The 16,538-nt window shown below is 67.4% G+C and carries 11 protein-coding genes; 7 read left to right on the top strand and 4 right to left on the bottom strand.

Annotated elements, in window-relative coordinates; translation table 11 throughout:
* The first annotated feature begins 157 nt into the window (after positions 1-157).
* The 3 genes from LOK46_RS25060 (at position 158) to LOK46_RS25070 (ending at position 4,954) form a co-directional block, all read left to right on the top strand.
* The gene (locus tag LOK46_RS25060) at positions 158-1,516 is read left to right on the top strand and encodes a polysaccharide biosynthesis/export family protein (RefSeq protein WP_273561064.1); all 1,359 of its coding nucleotides are present in this window, start codon (positions 158-160) and stop codon (positions 1,514-1,516) included.
* Between the two features lie 94 nt (positions 1,517-1,610).
* Positions 1,611-3,086, top strand: coding sequence for a hypothetical protein (locus tag LOK46_RS25065; RefSeq protein WP_273561065.1), 1,476 nt, complete (start codon positions 1,611-1,613; stop codon positions 3,084-3,086).
* A gap of 524 nt (positions 3,087-3,610) precedes the next feature.
* Positions 3,611-4,954, top strand: coding sequence for an NAD(P)-binding protein (locus LOK46_RS25070; RefSeq protein ID WP_443192910.1), 1,344 nt, complete (start codon positions 3,611-3,613; stop codon positions 4,952-4,954).
* A gap of 312 nt (positions 4,955-5,266) precedes the next feature.
* On the opposite strand, the gene LOK46_RS25075 is transcribed toward LOK46_RS25070, so the two are convergent.
* Positions 5,267-6,412: a glycosyltransferase gene (locus LOK46_RS25075; protein ID WP_273561067.1), complete on the bottom strand. Its 1,146-nt coding sequence runs from the start codon at positions 6,410-6,412 to the stop codon at positions 5,267-5,269.
* Positions 6,413-7,726: 1,314 nt separating this feature from the next.
* Between LOK46_RS25075 and LOK46_RS25080 the strand changes: the two genes are divergently transcribed.
* Together LOK46_RS25080 and LOK46_RS25085 are read left to right on the top strand one after the other, a co-directional pair.
* Positions 7,727-8,485 carry a sugar transferase gene (locus tag LOK46_RS25080; protein WP_273561068.1) on the top strand — a complete coding sequence of 253 codons (759 nt, stop codon included), beginning with the start codon at positions 7,727-7,729 and terminating at the stop codon, positions 8,483-8,485.
* Between the two features lie 1,254 nt (positions 8,486-9,739).
* Positions 9,740-10,252 (top strand): hypothetical protein, encoded by a 513-nt coding sequence (locus LOK46_RS25085; protein ID WP_273561069.1) that lies wholly within the window; start codon positions 9,740-9,742, stop codon positions 10,250-10,252.
* Positions 10,253-10,461: 209 nt separating this feature from the next.
* On the opposite strand, the gene LOK46_RS25090 is transcribed toward LOK46_RS25085, so the two are convergent.
* The 3 genes from LOK46_RS25090 to LOK46_RS25100 all read right to left on the bottom strand — a co-directional run bounded on the left by LOK46_RS25090 (position 10,462) and on the right by LOK46_RS25100 (position 14,524).
* Positions 10,462-10,983 carry a hypothetical protein gene (locus tag LOK46_RS25090; RefSeq protein WP_273561070.1) on the bottom strand — a complete coding sequence of 174 codons (522 nt, stop codon included), beginning with the start codon at positions 10,981-10,983 and terminating at the stop codon, positions 10,462-10,464.
* Positions 10,984-11,687: 704 nt separating this feature from the next.
* Positions 11,688-12,695 (bottom strand): dienelactone hydrolase family protein, encoded by a 1,008-nt coding sequence (locus LOK46_RS25095; protein ID WP_273561071.1) that lies wholly within the window; start codon positions 12,693-12,695, stop codon positions 11,688-11,690.
* A gap of 251 nt (positions 12,696-12,946) precedes the next feature.
* A complete protein-coding gene (locus LOK46_RS25100; RefSeq protein ID WP_273561072.1) occupies positions 12,947-14,524 on the bottom strand; it encodes a winged helix-turn-helix domain-containing tetratricopeptide repeat protein in 1,578 nt (525 codons plus the stop codon).
* A gap of 203 nt (positions 14,525-14,727) precedes the next feature.
* Between LOK46_RS25100 and LOK46_RS25105 the strand changes: the two genes are divergently transcribed.
* Together LOK46_RS25105 and LOK46_RS25110 are read left to right on the top strand one after the other, a co-directional pair.
* On the top strand, positions 14,728-15,927 hold the full coding sequence (locus LOK46_RS25105) for an alpha/beta fold hydrolase (RefSeq protein ID WP_273561073.1): 1,200 nt from the start codon (positions 14,728-14,730) through the stop codon (positions 15,925-15,927).
* A gap of 65 nt (positions 15,928-15,992) precedes the next feature.
* Positions 15,993-16,505, top strand: a complete 513-nt coding sequence (locus LOK46_RS25110; RefSeq protein ID WP_273561074.1) for a cytochrome P460 family protein — start codon at positions 15,993-15,995, stop codon at positions 16,503-16,505.
* Positions 16,506-16,538: the final 33 nt, after the last annotated feature.

Below are 16,538 nucleotides of genomic sequence, written 5' to 3' on the forward strand. Positions count from 1 at the left end.
GGCCGCAGGACAGCGCACGGGTCGATAGATCTTGGATAATTTGACTGCCCCTGTTACGATTAAATGTGAGTCTCCGGACTATGTGCTACAGATGCCGTAGGTCGGGCGCGGGGCGCAGCTCTATATTCAAGAACTGGCTTGGGACGAGGAGGATTTGATGCGTCTGCGTTCCATGGCGGCGGGCTGCCTTGTGCTGTTCGGCAGTTCCCTCGCGGCCGCGGCCGCCGACGAGGCGGGTCGATACGTGCTCGGTCCTCAGGATCATCTGACGATCCGCGTCTATGACCTGCGTCGCAATACCGGCGAGGCCTATTCGTGGACGGCCCTGAACGGTCAGTTCGTCGTTGCGGCGGATGGAACGGTCTCCATGCCGCTGATCGGCCAGATCAAGGCCGCGGGCGGAACGCCGGTCGATCTCGCGAACGCCATCGGCGTTGCGCTGAAGCAGGTCGCCGATCTCGCCGAGAAGCCCGCGGCTTCCGTCGAGGTCGCGACGTACCGTCCATTCTACATCATCGGCGCCGTCCAGCAGCCCGGCAAGTACGAGTATCAGCCTGGCCTGACCGTTCTCCAGGCCGTCAGCACGGCGCAGGGCCTGATGCGCGGCACGGACCCGCGTGGCATCCAGCGCGACGCGGTCACGTCGCGCGGCGAGTTGCGGAACCTCGCCGCGGAGCGCACCGGCCTGGCCGCGAAGCTGGCCCGCCTGGAGGCGGAGATCGCCGGGACGGACACGATCGCGTTCGGCACCGATGCGAGGGGCGCCGCGGACAAGGCGTACGCGGATCAGGCCGTTCGCGGCGAGCAGCTCCTGTTCGACACCCGGCGAAACGCGCTGAAGGCCGAGATCAAGGCGATCGAACAGTCGGTTGCCAGTTTCGAGAACGAGATGAGCACGCTCGATCACAAGTCCAAAACGCTGGACCGTCAGATCGAGCTCAGCCGCGGGGAACTCGGCCTCATCAACGAACTGGTTTCGAAGGGGCTCACGATCGCGCCGCGGAAGCTCGCCGCAGAGCAGAGCCAGGCCTCCTTCGAGAGCGGCCGGCTCGACGTGCAGGTCGCCATGCTGCGTGCCCAGCAGAGTCTCACGCGGGCCGAGCGCGACCTCATCGATCTCAAGGCGCGGTTTCGCCGCGAGGCCCTGTCGGAGGCCGCGGAGACACGGCAGAAGCTCGCCCTGATCGATGAGAAGACGCGCACGGCCGAGCGGCTCACGACCGATGCCGAGGCGCAGATGATCGGCAGCACCGACGACGCGTCCGAGGGCCTGAGCCCGCGGTACGAGATCACCCGAAAGCAGGGGGCGAAGGCGGGCACATGGCTCGCCTCGGAGGACGTCGTCGTCGAACCGGGCGACGTCGTCCGCGTGACGCTCGCGCGTCAGCCGGCCGACAAGTCCGGGGAGACGCGTCAGCCGCCGATGCCGCGGCGCGGATCCGGGAGCGCGCCGGTGAGCCGCGGCCCGGCGGCGCCGGACGCGCCGCAACGGCCGATTGAGAGCGCCAACCGCTGAGACGGCCGGTGCGGCGCGTCGCAGCGGTCGGGCGACGCGGTCGCCCGTGCCCCCCATACCGGTCGGCCGTCGACCGTGCCGGGACCCGTCTGACATGAGTTTCGAACCGATCGGCGCCATCACGGTCGTGGTCGGCCTGTTCTGCCTGCTGTTCGGCACCCAATCGGTCGTCGTCGCGTTCGTGGTCTTCTGCAATCTCGGATCCGCCGCGGCACTCCTGCTGGGGGGCGCCAACGTTCAGCCGGCGCATCTTTTCCTCCTGTTCCTGATGATTGCGACACTGTTCTATCGCAACATCTCGACACTGTTCCTGAACGCGTTCCGCTTCCCGGAACCGGGCTTCTGGCTTCTCTGTCTGGCTCTCTACGGGGTGGCGAGCAGCTACGTCCTGCCGCGTCTCTTCGCGGGACAGACCTATATCGTACCGCTCGGGACGTCGTCGCACCTGATCACGAGCGACGGCGTCGTTCCCCTGGGGCCGGTCTCCAGCAACTTCACGCAGCCGATCTACCTTCTCGGCGATCTCGTGTGTTTCAGCGTCATCGCGGCATTCGGTTCCACGAGGAACGGCGTCGAGACGCTCGCGAGAGCGCTCATCATCTACGCGTGCGCCAATATCTGCTTCGGCGTCATCGACGTGCTCACCGCGGCGACGGGCACTCAGGAGGCGCTGCAATTCATTCGCAATGCCCAGTACACGTTCCACGATGATGAGAGCGTCGGCACGATGCGGCGAATCATCGGCGCCTGGCCTGAGGCCTCGGCATTCGCCGGGATGACACTGGGAAGTTGCGGCTTCACCGGCATGCTCTGGCTCTGCGGGCGCAAGCCACTGGTGACGGGACCGCTCGCGCTGATCTCGCTGCTGTTCGTGATCCTGTCGACGTCCTCGACCGGCCTGGTCGGTGCCGCGGTGCTGATCGCGCTCCTCTACACCATCGCGCTGATGCGGTGCAGCACGCACAGGCAGGACCGTTTCAGTGCCGGGCTCGTGATCGCGGGTCCGCTGGTCCTCTGCATCCTCGTCCTGCTGGCCCTCTCGGTCGGCGGTGTGGCCGAACGCGTCTACGATTACGTTGATACGCTTGTCTTGAGCAAAGGCGAGACCAGTTCGGGTGTTCAGCGCTCCGCCTGGAACGCCTACGCGTGGCGGAACTTCATCGACTCGAGCGGTCTGGGGGTCGGTCTTGGGACCAATCGCACGTCGAGCTTTCCCCTCGCGGTCCTGTCGAATGTCGGCATTCCCGGAACCGTGTTCTACGTGCTGTTCTTGGCTTCGGTGTTCGGATTCCGCCGTGGAGCGCCGCGCACCTACTGGAGCGATATCCGCTCCTCGGCCCGCGTCGCCTGCCTGTGCCTGCTCTCGGGCGGCATCATCGCGGGCCCGACGGTCGATCAGGGCTTGCTGTTCTATATCTTCGCCGCGACCGCATGCGCCTACCCCGAGCGGCGGCAGATCCAGCGCACCGCGGGTTCCGCCGCGCTGATCGAGCCGGGCGCCGCCGCGATACGGCCACGGCGCGCCGATCCATCCCCTCAGGCAGCCCGGAACGCGTCACTGGGCACGTAAAATCGGGCGCCGGGCCGATAGAGCGGAAGCCTGTTCATCGCGCGCCTGGAAGTCGCGCGGCGCGCCGCGATGCTGTCGAGGTGCGGCGGTCCACCGGTGGAGTCTCGCGCGGCCGCCAGAACACGCCGTCAGCAGTCTTTCCGAGGCGTTTTGTGACGAAAATCGCTCTTGTATCGAAACTGTAACACCTGTGTTCCGGTTTCGATGTTGGATATTCGTGCGGCACACCGGCCCGATTTTATCGTTCGACGGGTTGACAGACTATATCGGTCACTTCGACGACGGGGTAGATCGGGTGACTCGACTGAAAATCCTGTCCCGATCCGCGCGCGATGGCGTATTTACAAATCCGGATTTGTTTACGATAGTAATGCCTGAGCCTCGTTCCGCGCCTGTAGTATCGATGCGCGAACGGTCGCGGCACGATCAATTGCCGAGGGTGAGGGCCGTTTCTCTCTCGGTCCATCACTGTGTTCCAACGTCATGCTTCATGGTTTGATGCGGTTGCCGACCCGATGCAGATCATGACCGATCCCTCAGATCCCGGCGCGCCTCTCGACGCGGACGACGACGTCTTCGATGCGGTCGTCTTAGGGGCCGGGATCACCGGCCTCGTTTCGGCGGCCATACTTCACGATCTCGGCTGTCGAAGGATCGCCGTCATCGATGAGTTCGGTAATCTGGGCGGCAATCACATCGATCGGGCCATCAACGGCTACACGTTCGACATCGGAAGTCTCATCTTCCAGGACGATTCGCCTCTGCTGGACTATTTTCCGGAGCTGCTCGAGCATTACGTCCCGATCATGCCGACCTGGGGAAAGCTGACGCCTCAGGCTTTCGTGACCTCTTACCCGCTGTCCATCAAGGACGACATCCTCCGGGCCGGTGCGTGGGGTATCGTCAGGATCGGACTGTCGGTCGTATTCTCGCGTCTGCTACGGCGCCGGATCGGAAATGCGCGGGAGTTCGCGCGCTACTGGATCGGTGATTATTTGCTCCAGAGGTCCGGCCTCGAGAGCTACATGAAGCGTTTCTTCGGCGTTCCGGCCGACTGGGTTGATCTGGAGTTTGCCGAGAAGCGGATGCTCTGGATCAAGGAACACGCGCATCCGCGCGTCCTGCTGCGCTACGTCCGCCGACATCACGCGACCGTGCCGACCAACAGGCAACTGGCGCGTCCCCGTGAGGGCTACAATGCCCTCTACGGAGTGGCCGCGCGGACCCTCCGCCAGCGTGGAACGGTCTTTCACCTGGGTCAACAGATCGGATCGATCACGAAGCGGGGGACGAAATTCGAGGTCCTCACGGGTAAGACCCGCATCACCGCCAACCGGCTCATCTCGACGATCCCCATCACCCGGGCCCTGGAGCTCTGCGGGATCCGGGAGGATCCTCATCTGGCGTCGGTGACGCTGATCAGCCTGTATTTCAGCTTCAGCGGAAATCGCGGCTTCGACTGCTCGATCCTCTACAATTTCGCGCATGACGGGGCATGGAAACGGCTGACAATGTATTCCGATTTCTACGGTCGCGTGGACGGACGCGAGTATTTTGGAGTCGAGGTCATTGCCGCACATGCGGGCAACTGCGTGACCACCGCCGAGCAGGATTTTCGCGCCCATGTGGCCAAGAACGGGCTCTTCATCGGTGATCTGGTCTGCGAGGGCAGCCAAGTGGTGCCCTGTGCCTATCCGATCTACACGGAGCAGGCCCACGAGAGGGTGTCCCGCGCGCGCGCGCTCCTGCGCGACTTCGGGATCGAGTCGTTCGGCCGGCAGGGCGGCTTTGACTATCAGCCGACAGCCCGTGTCTCGACGCTCAACGCGGCGGCTCACCTGATGCCGACGGCGAACACCGAGACTTAGCATCGACCTTACCGGATCCGACACGTCCTCCGTGAGAGCGCCCGTACGACGACCGAGCGGGATCGACCTGATTCGGAGCGCGGCATCCCCGCGGCACGGCAGGGACGGGACAGGCAAGGCGACGCGGATGGTGTCGTCCTCGCCGGGGTCGGAGCGGACCTCGATCGGCAGAGAGACCACCGAGAACAGGGCACCGAAGCCGCCCGCTCGCCGGTCGATACCGCGGTGATGCGGCGGCTATGCGGCGCACCACTACCCAGCGCTCCGCCCGGATACGATTCACCCGGACGCGCGCCGCGAATGCGGGCCGTCTCACTGGACCAAGTAGGCGCGACTCGGCTCCCGTGGGGCACGCGGCGCCGCCAAGCGCTCCCGCGCCAGGACTCCATCCACGAAACGGCTGATCTCGTCCGCGAAGCGGTCGACGCCGAAATCGGCGGCGCGGCGGACGAGGCGCTCGGGTTCCACCCCGATCGCCCGGCAGCGCTGGACGGCATCGATCAGCGCCTCGACGGATTGCTCGTGGAAAAAGGTCCCGGTCACCCCCTCGATGACCGTCTCGGTGGCCCCGCCCTTGCCATACGCGATGACCGGACGTCCGCTCGCCATGGCCTCGACAGGGACGATGCCGAAATCTTCCTCCCCGGGGAAGATCAGGGCATGGCACCGTGCGTAATGATGCTTCAAGACCTCGAAAGGCTGTGGGCCGAGAATCGTGATGTGCGGACCGGCCATGCTGCGCAGCTCGCGCAGCATCTCGCCGCCGCCGATCACCACGAGCGGCTGCCCCAATCGGTTGAAGGCCTGGATCGCCAGTTCCGGCCGCTTGTAACGGACCATCTCGCCGACCATGAGATGGTAGTCGCCGCGCTCGCCGTCCGGAACGGTCTCGAAGGCTGCCGTATCTACGGGCGGATGGATGACCTTGGCTTGCCGCCGATAGTAGGTCTCGATGCGCCGCGCGACCGTGGCCGAGTTGGCAACGAACTCGTGGACTCGACCCGCCGAGATCGCGTCCCAGTTCCGCACATAATGGGCCACCGGCGGCATCAGCAGGCGCGTGAGCAGCCCCGTCCGCTCGCGGTAGTCGTGATACATGTTCCAGACGTACCGCATCGGCGAGTGGCAGTAGCAGATGTGGAGCGCGTCGGACGGCGGGATGATCCCCTTTGCCGGTCCCGATTCACTGCTGATAATTAGATCGTATCCCCGCAGGTCGAGCTGTTCGAGCGCCATCGGCATCAGGGGCAGATAGGATTTGTACCGTCTGGTCGCGAACGGCAACCGGCCGATGAAAGAGGTCCTGACCCGGTGCGCCCTGATGGTCGGCGACATGGATTGCGGCGCGTAGGCGTGCGTGAAGATGTCGGCTTCGGGATAGAGGTCGCAGAGCGCCTCGATAACCTTCTCGCCACCCCGCATCCCGATGAGCCAGTAATGGACGATCGCGACTCTCATCGACCAGGCCTTGATCTCAAGATTATCGCGACGGGCAGGCCATGTGCGCGGCAGGTGTCGGATGCGGTCAGCGGGGCGCGCCCATGTGCCGCCTCCGGACCTGACGGGTGACCAGCGGACGCTCCCGGCCCCTGACCGGATGTCCGATCAGCCGCTGTCGGGCAGCCGCTCCGTAGGCAATGGACCATGATGGCGATGTTCTCAGCTGGATCGCAAGCGGGCGCCGTCATTCGGACAAGGCGTGAGCCAAGCCTCGGGTGCTGCCGGAATTGACGAACTTCAATGGGTCTCACAGGGCTTCACGACGACCGCTGCCGGCCGGCGCTGCGCGCAGAGCGTGCCGACCTGAAAGACATGCTCGGGATCCACATCAGGCTTTGCCCTCCCACTGGCCGGCCGAATAGGCGCGAACCGCTCTACGTGCCGCCCCGCACGGCACTCCATTGCCTCTCAACGGATACGCCATGCGCTGCCCCAATCCGTACTGACAGGCATTGTGGCGGCTCCTGCATGTTGGATGCCGCTTAGCCATCCGCAGGATACTGAGTTCGTCCATCCGGGTCACGCCGAGACGCACGCCACCATAGGGATTACTCCCAGGACGCCGGAACGCGGCCCCGCACCCGCATCCTATTGCGGTGCGGCGACCGATGCAGGCAAGTCGATGCGCAACGCACTCTCGCTAACTGCGTCTAATGTCCGGTATTGGCGAAACCTCCCGGGACGCTTTCGTCAAGTTGTCAGGGTTGTCGCAAATTCTGAATTGATTATGCAAGGCTATTCACCGCATCCCGGTAATCGCCGCCGACGAGGCGCCGTGCGGTGGCCCGCCGTGGGGCTGGAAGGCGGGCGTTGCCCCGGCTGCCCGCGGCTTAATCCTGGGGATTGCAGGGTTTTCCCCACGCGGTGATGCCCCCGTCCCGAATATGTGGCGCGCTTATACTGAAAAGCTACAGCTTCGAGAGCGGATCAGCTCTCGCCCATTAAGGGCCGATCGGTGCGGCTTTACGCAGCCCGAGCGCGCGCACTGCACAATGGAGGGCGAGCATATGCCCAAAGTAGATGTCGCGAGACATTGCGCGCGGCGACGTATCGAGTTGGATTCGTTGCCGCCGCGTGTTGCGGAAGGCGGCGTGCCACTGCGCCTCCGCCTGCAAGATCCGGATCTGTTCTTGCGGCTTCCAGAAGGAATAGACTAGGATACACAGCGCGGCTAAGCTTGAAATAAGCCCGATGATTTGATATCGGAGATTTAACAATTAATTAGCCGTTCCTGCCCCCGCCGGCCGTCTGCCGTCACGAGGAGCCGACACCATGCTGCGCGACGCTGGCCCACCGCTTCAGCCCGCCCTGCGTGCACCGCAGCATGGTGTCGGCCTGGCGGATCAAGTTGGCGAGGTCGCAGAGGCTGTCGCAGTGGTCGTCCTGCCGACGGCGCCGTTCGTGGCGCACGGTCTGCGGCTGGGCTGGGCAGCCAAGCGCGGGCTCGATATCGCGGTGGCGGCTACGGCCTTGTTCCTGCTCCTGCCGCTGCTGATCCTGATCGCCGCCCTCGTCTATGCCGGCGATCGCAAGGCGCCGATCTTCCGCCACATGCGGGTGGGGCGGGACGGACGCCGCTTCGGCTGCCTGAAGTTCCGCTCCATGGTGACGGACGGCGACGCCGTGTTGGTGACGCATCTGGCCGCCAATCCTCAGGCCCGCGCCGAGTGGGCGGCCACCCACAAGCTCAGCGACGACCCGCGCGTGACCGCGATCGGTTACGTGCTGCGTAAGACATCGCTGGACGAGCTGCCGCAGCTCTGGAATGTGCTGCGCGGTGAGATGAGCTTGGTCGGTCCGCGCCCGATCGTGCCTGCCGAAGTCGCCCGCTACGGGCGGGCCTTCCCGACCTGTTTCGCCATGGCGCCGGGTGTGACCGGGCTGTGGCAGGTCTCGGGCCGCTCCGACACGACCTATGCCGAGCGCGTGGCCCTGGACCTGGACTACGCTACCCGTTGGACCCTGCACCGGGATCTCGTCATCATGCTGCGCACCGTCCCCGCCGTTCTGGCTCAGCGCGGGAGTCGATAGGACGTTGGCGGTCCTGACGCGTCGCCCGAACCGCGCGGGCGCGACGGATCCTGATACGCGGCGCCGGACGGGTGGAGGTCTGGATTTCGGCGTCAGCGGGGCCGGTCGACGAGTTGCACATTCGATGGATGACGGCCGGATCGCGCTGCGGAGGATTCCAGCATTGGCCAAACATGAGCCGCGTCGGCCCGATGATCCGATCTGGTATGATCGGATCGAGGCGGATGAGAGGCCGGGCCTGAGCCTCACGCTTCTGGCTCACCTGTTCCTGCTGAGCATGGCCGGTCTTCGGGCGGCACGAACGGTGTACTGGCTTCCGACTCTGGTGCGGTGGCGGGTATCGGGCTGGATCCTGAACCGTCGGGCCTCAGCGGCGAAACGGTCTTGAACCGATCGCTCGATACCGGGGCGCCGAGCGTCGTCAACGATCCCACCTGCGCCGGCGGAGCCGCTGGATCGGACCGCGGCGAAGCTGAGACCGGTATTGACCCGCCCGGAGCCAGCGCCGCGCAGAGCGGAGTTCTCGCGGAGGTCTCGCGTGATCGTCCCGACGTTCAACAGTACACTCCCGTCGCCACAGCGAGACATTCCGTGAAAACTGTCGGTTGCGGGTCTGTGTGTCGCAGGGCAAAAATTGACAATACTCGCACTCGGACGTACCGTCATCGATTGCATGGAACTTGTGAGAAGAGCAATCGTGTTCGATTTTAATCCAATATAATTTCTCAGTTCGGAATGTTGAGTGCTTGTATGAGGTTTTGGGAGACAGGCGCTGCGACTCGACGTTGGCCCTTCGTTCGGTCGCCGCGAACCCGCAGAATGACCGCCAAAGAGCGATCGCTCTCGATTGGCGGCTGTCAGTCGTGCGGTGCGAGGGTGGAAACCCCCAAGGCTTACTGCGTTCCGTGCGCGACAGAGCGCGCCGATCGTGATGTCGTATATTTCGATCGCTGGCTGTCGATATTTATCTGCTTGTCTGTGGTCGCGACGATATCAGTTCTGATTCATATGGCTTTGAGATATCGCGGCGTGTCAAATTAGCGACAGCACTTGCGGGAACCGCCTTTCGCTGAATATGGAGTAAAATCTGTTCAGAAATCTGCTGAATTCAGACCGGCTGTACCTCTTTCGAATGATGTAGGCCGGCCGTGTTTAGGCAAAATAGCTGTGGAATGCACTGTTCGTGGCGCGATCGCAGCTCGCGATATGATTGAGTCGGGTCCGATCAGGTTGCGGGTTGAGAGTGAGGGCAGGATGCTCGGCTTGTTTTCGACGGCGGTGCTTTCCGGCGCAATGGCGCTTGCCTTCAGCATGTCCGCATCGGCCGCCTCCGACATCACCGTGGCGGCCATCACCACTGGCCGCCTCTATGTCGTCGGTACGACCGATCGGCCGCACACGGCGGTGGTCTTGGATGACCGGTTCCGGACCGAGTCCGACGAGACCAGGAGATTCCAGTATGAGCTGGTCTATCATCCCGCCAACTGTGTCGTCTCGGCGGCGATCGACGGGGCGATACATGAGGCGGTTGTCAGCAATTGCGGGCAGCAGGTGATGCCCGGAACTTGGCTGGATCCGAAGCCGGCCACGACGAAGCCGGCGCCTCTGGAGCGGGTGCTCTCACCGAAAGCCGAGGTGCCACCCGCCCTGTTCTGCCCCTCCATCCAGACGGGGCGGTCGCAGGATGCCGCGCCGATCGAGCTCGCCGACCGCACGTCGCCCGTGTTCACCGTCGTGACGGGGATCGATTTCTCGCCGCGCTACTGACGCCATCCCGCGTGCGGGAACGAGGCGAAACGGGACCGGCACGGCGCCGATGACCCGTGCGCCCGCCGCGCCGCAGGGGATGGCGGTGTCGGCCTCATCCGCCGACAGATCCAGGAGCCTGTCGCTGTCTCAGACACTTCTGCGAGGATGAGATGCCCGGCTCGAGCGGAGCGCCGCCGGATAGGCCTGTGCCGCGTCGGCGCGCCCTGTCAGCATCCCGAGCAGATGCTCTTCGCGGCGTCGCGCCCGCCCTTCAGGAGCGTCGCCATCGTTGCTTCGCGATTGTATTCGGACAGGATTCTTTTCGTCGCAAGTTCTCTGTCGAAGCCGGGAGCGGTCGCCTTCCGCGGAGCCGACGTCGAGCCGGCGTCGAGACCGTTCGACATCCTGGACGGGCCGGTATAGCCGGGCGGCCTCGTCAGATTTTCCGGGCGGAAAGTCTTCCAGGTCGCGCGGCTGCGAGCCGAGGAATCGAGCACGGCCAGAGGATTGACGCCATGCCGCCCGATCTCGTCTTCCTGAAGCTTCAGGGTGCCGGGAATGATGACGGGAATCGGGCCGAGATCGGCCTCAACACGCGGCGGCGCGGAAACCACGATCGGCCCCGTGGACGAGACGGAGGCGGGCGAGGCGGGCGGCAGGGAGCTGTAGGCGGTCGGCATCAACGGCGGGTGCGAGCACGCGCTCGATGCGAGCACCACCATGAGCGATCCGATTCGTTTGAAAGCCATGGCCGCCCTCGCGCTGAGCCGGGCCATTCTAGCCAAGCTTGGACATGACATACCAGTGTTGGGTGGTGAAAGTCCAACCCTTATAAATTGGTTACAACGATCTCTGGAGTACGCGATGACCAAAAGTAGTATAGAGGCCGGCCGCCTCTCTTCCGGGAGGCGACTCCGGGGATGGATCGCTCACGGGGCAAATGCGTTCCGATTCTGGTCCGAATAGATCTCATTTGCTGGCGATATCGGGAAATGGTTCTGCGCCGCAGGGTCTATTGTGACCGTTTGGGTGGGCGCTGAACATCGTCGCACTGTCGGTTAGCTCTGTCCTTCGTATGCAGAACTTCGACATGGGCACGTCGGACTGTTTCTGTCCCTGCGAGAGCGGGATTGCGGGCCGCCGGGCGGTCGACGGCTGCCCCGATAGAGCGGCCCCGCCGTCGAGGAGCCTGCGTCTACTGACCTTGCTGGGCATGAGATCACGACAGTCCGGCCGAGCACGTTCGACCTGTGTAGATTCGTGACGCTGCCCGCTGGGAAGACCGCCGCACGACACACAGGTGGGAAGGCGGCACGGTCGGCCGGCGTGTCATTGGCCGCGCTCTGCCGCGCAGGCACCGCCAGGACGGGCATTCCGTCTACCCCGATTGGCGAACGGTTCGTCGCGCGAACGCGCGACGCGCGGATGCGGGGCCCGCGCGGAGATCCGTCCTTCACCGCGGCCGGAAAGCCGCCTCGAGCGCGTCCGAAACGCGCGCCAAAGTCGCGGCGCGGGCGGCGGCGTCGGAGCCGATGTGCGGGTCGCGCTGCACGCACGGGTCGGCATAGGTGAACGGCGTGGCGTTGGCGCCCTCGACGAGGGCGCCGTCCGCCGCCTCGCGGATCGCGCAAGCGCGGACCGTCTGCGCGCCCTTGGCGACCACGGGCTGGCTCGGCCCGGTCGGGTTGTCGAAGACGTGCTGCGCCCCGGGATAGACGGTCAGGTCGACATCGGCGCCGGCCGCCTTCAGCCGCTCGACGTAGGCCGCGCAGGTCGCGGCGGGATTGTAGTCGTCGCCGCTGCCACCGAACATCCGGATCGGCCGGTCCGCCACGGCGGTGTCGTCCCGGAACCGGATCGCGCAGTCCGGATAGACCGGCAGGTAGAGGGCGGGGGTGACGCCGGATCGGTTCCAGGCCGCGTCGAAGCGCTTGAGGCTGGAGTAGAGCGCGGCCTGCCCGCCGCGCGAGAAGCCCATCACGGCGATTCGCGCCGGGTCGACCCGCGGATGCTGGGCCAGCACGCCCAGCGCCCGGTAGATGTCGAGGATCAGGTTCGTGCGCGCCAGGAGGCTCTGGTCGGTGTTGACGCTGGTCAGACCGCGCCCGGTGAAGCCGTCGATGGCGAAGGTCGAGATTCCGCGTGCCGCCAGCGCCCGCTGCCAGAACTCGATGTTGCCGCCCAGCCCCCCGGAGCCGTGCATCAGGATCACAGTGGGCAGGCGCTCCGTCCCCGCCTTGGCGACGCGCAGGATGCCCGCGACCGTGACGGGCTTCGCCCCCTCGGACGTGCCGGTGAGGAACTGCCGGTCGGTCAGCGTCAGGCTCTCGAACGGGTGAGCTTCCACGCGGGCGGCGTAGCTGCCGAGATCGGCGACGCCGTCCGGCGCGGGCTCGGCGGAGGCTGCCCGCGGGATGCCGGCCAGCAGGCAGGCCGCCAGGAACAGGATCGATCGCCGCATCGGAGCCCTCCGCCACCGGTCGGCAGCCTAGCAGCGGCGCGGGCGCCCTGTCGCTGCGTGACGGACCGGAACCAGTTTCCCTTCGTGGCCGATGTCACGTGGCCGATGTCAGTCCCGGGGGCGGAGCGGAGGATGGTCGGCAGCCCGACGACGTCGATGTTGTCCTTCACTCAGCGCGTCGTCCGGCTCAACCGGGAAGGGGCCTGACCGGCAGGAGGCCTGACCAAGTGGGGGTCTGATAGGCGCCCCGCTCAGGCGGGCAGGCCGGCGCTGGCCAGCGCCTCGGCGTATCGCCGCCCCAGGGCGGCCACCGGGAAGGGGATCCGCGCCAGGAAGCCCGAGACCGTCAATCCGGGTTCGATCTCCAGGAGCTCGGCGACCGCCTGCCGGGCGCGCTCCGGCTGGCCGAGCCCGACATGGGCCACGGCGAGCGCCCGCAGGGCGACGGCGAAGCGCCGGTTCTGCGCCAGGGCGCGCTCGGCCCACCGGATCGCCTCGGGGTAGTCCGCCTCGCTCACCGCCGCGACCGCCATCACCCCCGACATCAGCCAGCCGCGCGGATCCCGCGGGTTGAGCTGCAGAGCCCGCTCGACCATGGCGCGCCCCGCCTCCGCGCGGCCGCACATGGTCTCGATCCAGCCCGCGAGGGTGAGCGCCAGGGCGGAGTTCGGGTTGACGAGCAGCGCGCGGCCGAACAGGTCGCGCGCCCGGTCCCGCTCGGTCTCCGACATGTTCCAGACCGCGAAGGCTGCCATGAAGAGCACCTGCGCGTCCCCGGGCGCGCGCTCGACCGCCCCCCAGGCCAGCCGCACCGCCGCCGCGCGCTCCGCGTCGCCCTGCGCGATCCAGCCCTGGAAATGGCACTGCGCCCGGCAATAGGCCGCCGCGGCCATCGCCGGGGCGTAGCCCGGGTCGAGCGCCAGGGCCTCGTCCAGGTGGCCGAGGGCCGCCGCCATGCCGGCGGCGGTGAAGTCGGCGAGCCTGGCATTGGCCCGGAGCAGCCGGTCGTAGGCGTCCGGATGGGCCGGCGCGTCGCGGCCGAGCCGGCCGATCTCCGCCAGCTGGAGGGTGGGCTCGATCGCGGCGGCGGCGCGCGCGGCGACCCGCTCTTGAAGGGCGAAGACGTCGTCGAGCCCGCCGTCGAAGCTGTCGGCCCAGAGATGGGCGCCGGTCCCGGCATCGACCAGCTGGCCGGTGATCCTCAGGCGCGAACCGCCGCGGCGCACGCTGCCGGCGACCACGTAGCCGACGCCGAGCTCCTGCCCGACCCGGCGCACGTCGATCGCCGCGCCCCGGTAGGTGAAGGTCGAGTTGCGCGCGATCACGAACAGGCCGCTGACGCGGGACAGCGCCGTGATGATCTCCTCGGTGATCCCGTCGGCGAAGTAGTCCTGATCCGGATCCGCGCTCAGGTTGGTGAAGGGCAGGACCGCCACCGCGGGGAGGCGCGGCCCGGTGCGCCACGTGACGCCCGCCTCCGCCGCGTCTTCCGGAGCAATCCCGGGCGAGACCTCCGATGCGGCCTCCCGCACGGCGCCGACGAAGCGCACGCCCTTGCGCGGGAGTGTGCGGATCCAGCGCTGGTCGGTTCCGGTGTCGCCGATCGCCGCCCGGGCCGCGTTGATCCGGCTGCCGAGGGTCGCCTCGGAGACGATGCGCCCGTTCCAGACCGCGTCCAGCAGGTCGTCGCGGCTGACCACCCGGTCGCGCCGCTCGATGAGCACCCGCAGGAGGTCGAAGACCTGCGGCTCGACGGCGATCTCCGCGCCGTCCCGGCTCAGCTCGCGCCGGGCGGCATCGAGGGTGAAGGATCCGAACCGGTAGATCACGGGGCGTTCCTGGGCGGGGCCATGTCCTCGTTCCGCGCCCTGTTCGCCGAACCGGCCGCCGCGGTGGAGGGCGCTCTAGCACGGGCCCGGGCGGGCATAAATCATGGTCCTCTGAAGGTGTCCTCAAGGCCCTCTGAAAGCGCCGCGCCGAGTATTGGGATAGGTTTCGCTCCATCGAAGACCTTCCGACGAGGGAGCCGTCCATGGCCCGCGAGACCGATCCCGACACATCCGCCTGGAGCCGCCGCCGCCTCCTGAAGAGCGCGGTGGCCACCGCCGCCCTCGCCGAGCTCGGCCTCGGCGGGGCCGCGGGGGCGCAGGGCGCCCCGGCCCCCGGCACCCCGGTCCCCGGCACCCCGGTCCCCGGCACCCCGGTCCCCGGCACCCCGGTCCCCGGCACCCCGGTCCCCGGCACCCCGGTCCCCGGCACCCCGGTCCCCGGCACCCCGGTCCCCGGCACCCCGGTCCCCGGCACCCCGGTCCCCGGCACCCCGGTCCTCGGCGCCATGCCGGGTGTCCTGAAGCAGGTCGAGGCCGGTGTGCTCGACGTCGGCTACGTCGAGGCCGGTCCCGCCGACGGGCCGGCGGCCATCCTGCTCCACGGCTGGCCCTACGACATCCACGCCTTCGCGGAGGTCGTGCCGATCCTCACCGCGGCCGGGTACCGGGTGATCGTGCCGTACCTGCGCGGCTACGGGAGCACCCGCTTCCTGGCCCCGGACGCGGTCCGGAACGGCGAGCAGGCCGCGCTCGCCGTGGACGTCATCGCCCTGATGGACGCCCTCAAGATCCACCAGGCCGTCCTGGGCGGCTTCGACTGGGGCGCGCGGACGGCCGACATCGTCGCGGCGCTGTGGCCGGAGCGGTGCCGGGCGCTGGTGGCGGTCAGCGGCTACCTGATCGGCAACCAGGAGGCCGGCAAGAAGCCGCTCCCGCCGCGGGCCGAGCTGTCCTGGTGGTACCAGTTCTACTTCGCCACCAGCCGGGGTCGGGCCGGCTACGAGGCCTACCGCGCCGACTTCGCCAAGCTGATCTGGCAGACCGCCTCGCCGCGCTGGCGCTTCGACGACGCCACCTTCGCGCGGAGCGCCCCGGCCCTCGACAACCCGGATCACGTCAGCATCGTCGTCCACAATTACCGCTGGCGGATGGGCCTCGCCGAGGGGGAGCACCGGTACGACGCTCTGGAGCGCCGCCTCGCCGACGCGCCCACGATCGGCGTGCCGACCATCACCCTGGAGGGCGACGCGAACGGCGCTCCCCACCCGGAGCCCGCCAGCTACGCGGCCAAGTTCACCGGGCGCTACGCGCACCGGTTGATCACCGGCGGGATCGGCCACAACCTCCCGCAGGAGGCGCCGCGCGCCTTCGCGCAGGCCGTGATCGACGCGGCCGCGGCCTGACCGCCGCGGCGCGGCCGGATCATCCCCGGACACAGGACCATCCCGAGACGACGACGGAGGTTGCCATGCGGTTCCCGGCTCACGCGCTGCCGGCCCTGCTCGCTGCGGGCCTGATTTTGGGTGGCTCCGCGGTGCGCGCCGTGGATGCCGGGACCGCCCCGGCGGCCTCGCCGATCTACGGCGTCACCGTCCCGGACGGGTACCGCGACTGGCAGCTCGTCGGCGTCGCCCAGGAGACCGGGGCCCTCGACGAGCTGCGCGCCGTGGTCGGCAACGCGCGGGCGCTCGACGCCTACCGGTCCGGCACCCTGCCGTTCCCGGACGGGACCGTGCTGGTGAAGCGCGCCTGGACGCGGGTGCCGTCGGCGGAGTTCGCCCCGGCCTTCGTGCCCGGCGGCGCCACGACGGTCCAGGTCATGGTGAAGGATTCGCGGCGCTACGCGGCGACGGGCGGCTGGGGGTTCGGGCGCTTCGTCGACGGCAAGCCCGCGGACGCGGCCCAGCACGAGACCTGCTTCGCCTGCCACAGCGCCAATGTCCGGGACCACGACTTCGTGTTCACGCGGCTCGCGCCCTGAGGCCCGCCGCCGCCCGGACGGCCGCCACGACGC

Source organism: Methylobacterium sp. NMS14P, assembly GCF_028583545.1.
In the GTDB taxonomy this organism is placed as follows: Bacteria; Pseudomonadota; Alphaproteobacteria; order Rhizobiales; family Beijerinckiaceae; genus Methylobacterium.

Bases quoted from the DNA above. Each gene is read 5' to 3' on its own strand.
- LOK46_RS25060 (WP_273561064.1), top strand. From the start codon at position 158: ATGCGTCTGCGTTCCATGGCGGCGGGCTGCCTTGTGCTGTTCGGCAGT.
- LOK46_RS25065 (WP_273561065.1), top strand. From the start codon at position 1,611: ATGAGTTTCGAACCGATCGGCGCCATCACGGTCGTGGTCGGCCTGTTC.
- LOK46_RS25070 (WP_443192910.1), top strand. From the start codon at position 3,611: ATGACCGATCCCTCAGATCCCGGCGCGCCTCTCGACGCGGACGACGAC.
- LOK46_RS25075 (WP_273561067.1), bottom strand. From the start codon at position 6,412: ATGAGAGTCGCGATCGTCCATTACTGGCTCATCGGGATGCGGGGTGGC.
- LOK46_RS25080 (WP_273561068.1), top strand. From the start codon at position 7,727: ATGCTGCGCGACGCTGGCCCACCGCTTCAGCCCGCCCTGCGTGCACCG.
- LOK46_RS25085 (WP_273561069.1), top strand. From the start codon at position 9,740: ATGCTCGGCTTGTTTTCGACGGCGGTGCTTTCCGGCGCAATGGCGCTT.
- LOK46_RS25090 (WP_273561070.1), bottom strand. From the start codon at position 10,983: ATGGCTTTCAAACGAATCGGATCGCTCATGGTGGTGCTCGCATCGAGC.
- LOK46_RS25095 (WP_273561071.1), bottom strand. From the start codon at position 12,695: ATGCGGCGATCGATCCTGTTCCTGGCGGCCTGCCTGCTGGCCGGCATC.
- LOK46_RS25105 (WP_273561073.1), top strand. From the start codon at position 14,728: ATGGCCCGCGAGACCGATCCCGACACATCCGCCTGGAGCCGCCGCCGC.
- LOK46_RS25110 (WP_273561074.1), top strand. From the start codon at position 15,993: ATGCGGTTCCCGGCTCACGCGCTGCCGGCCCTGCTCGCTGCGGGCCTG.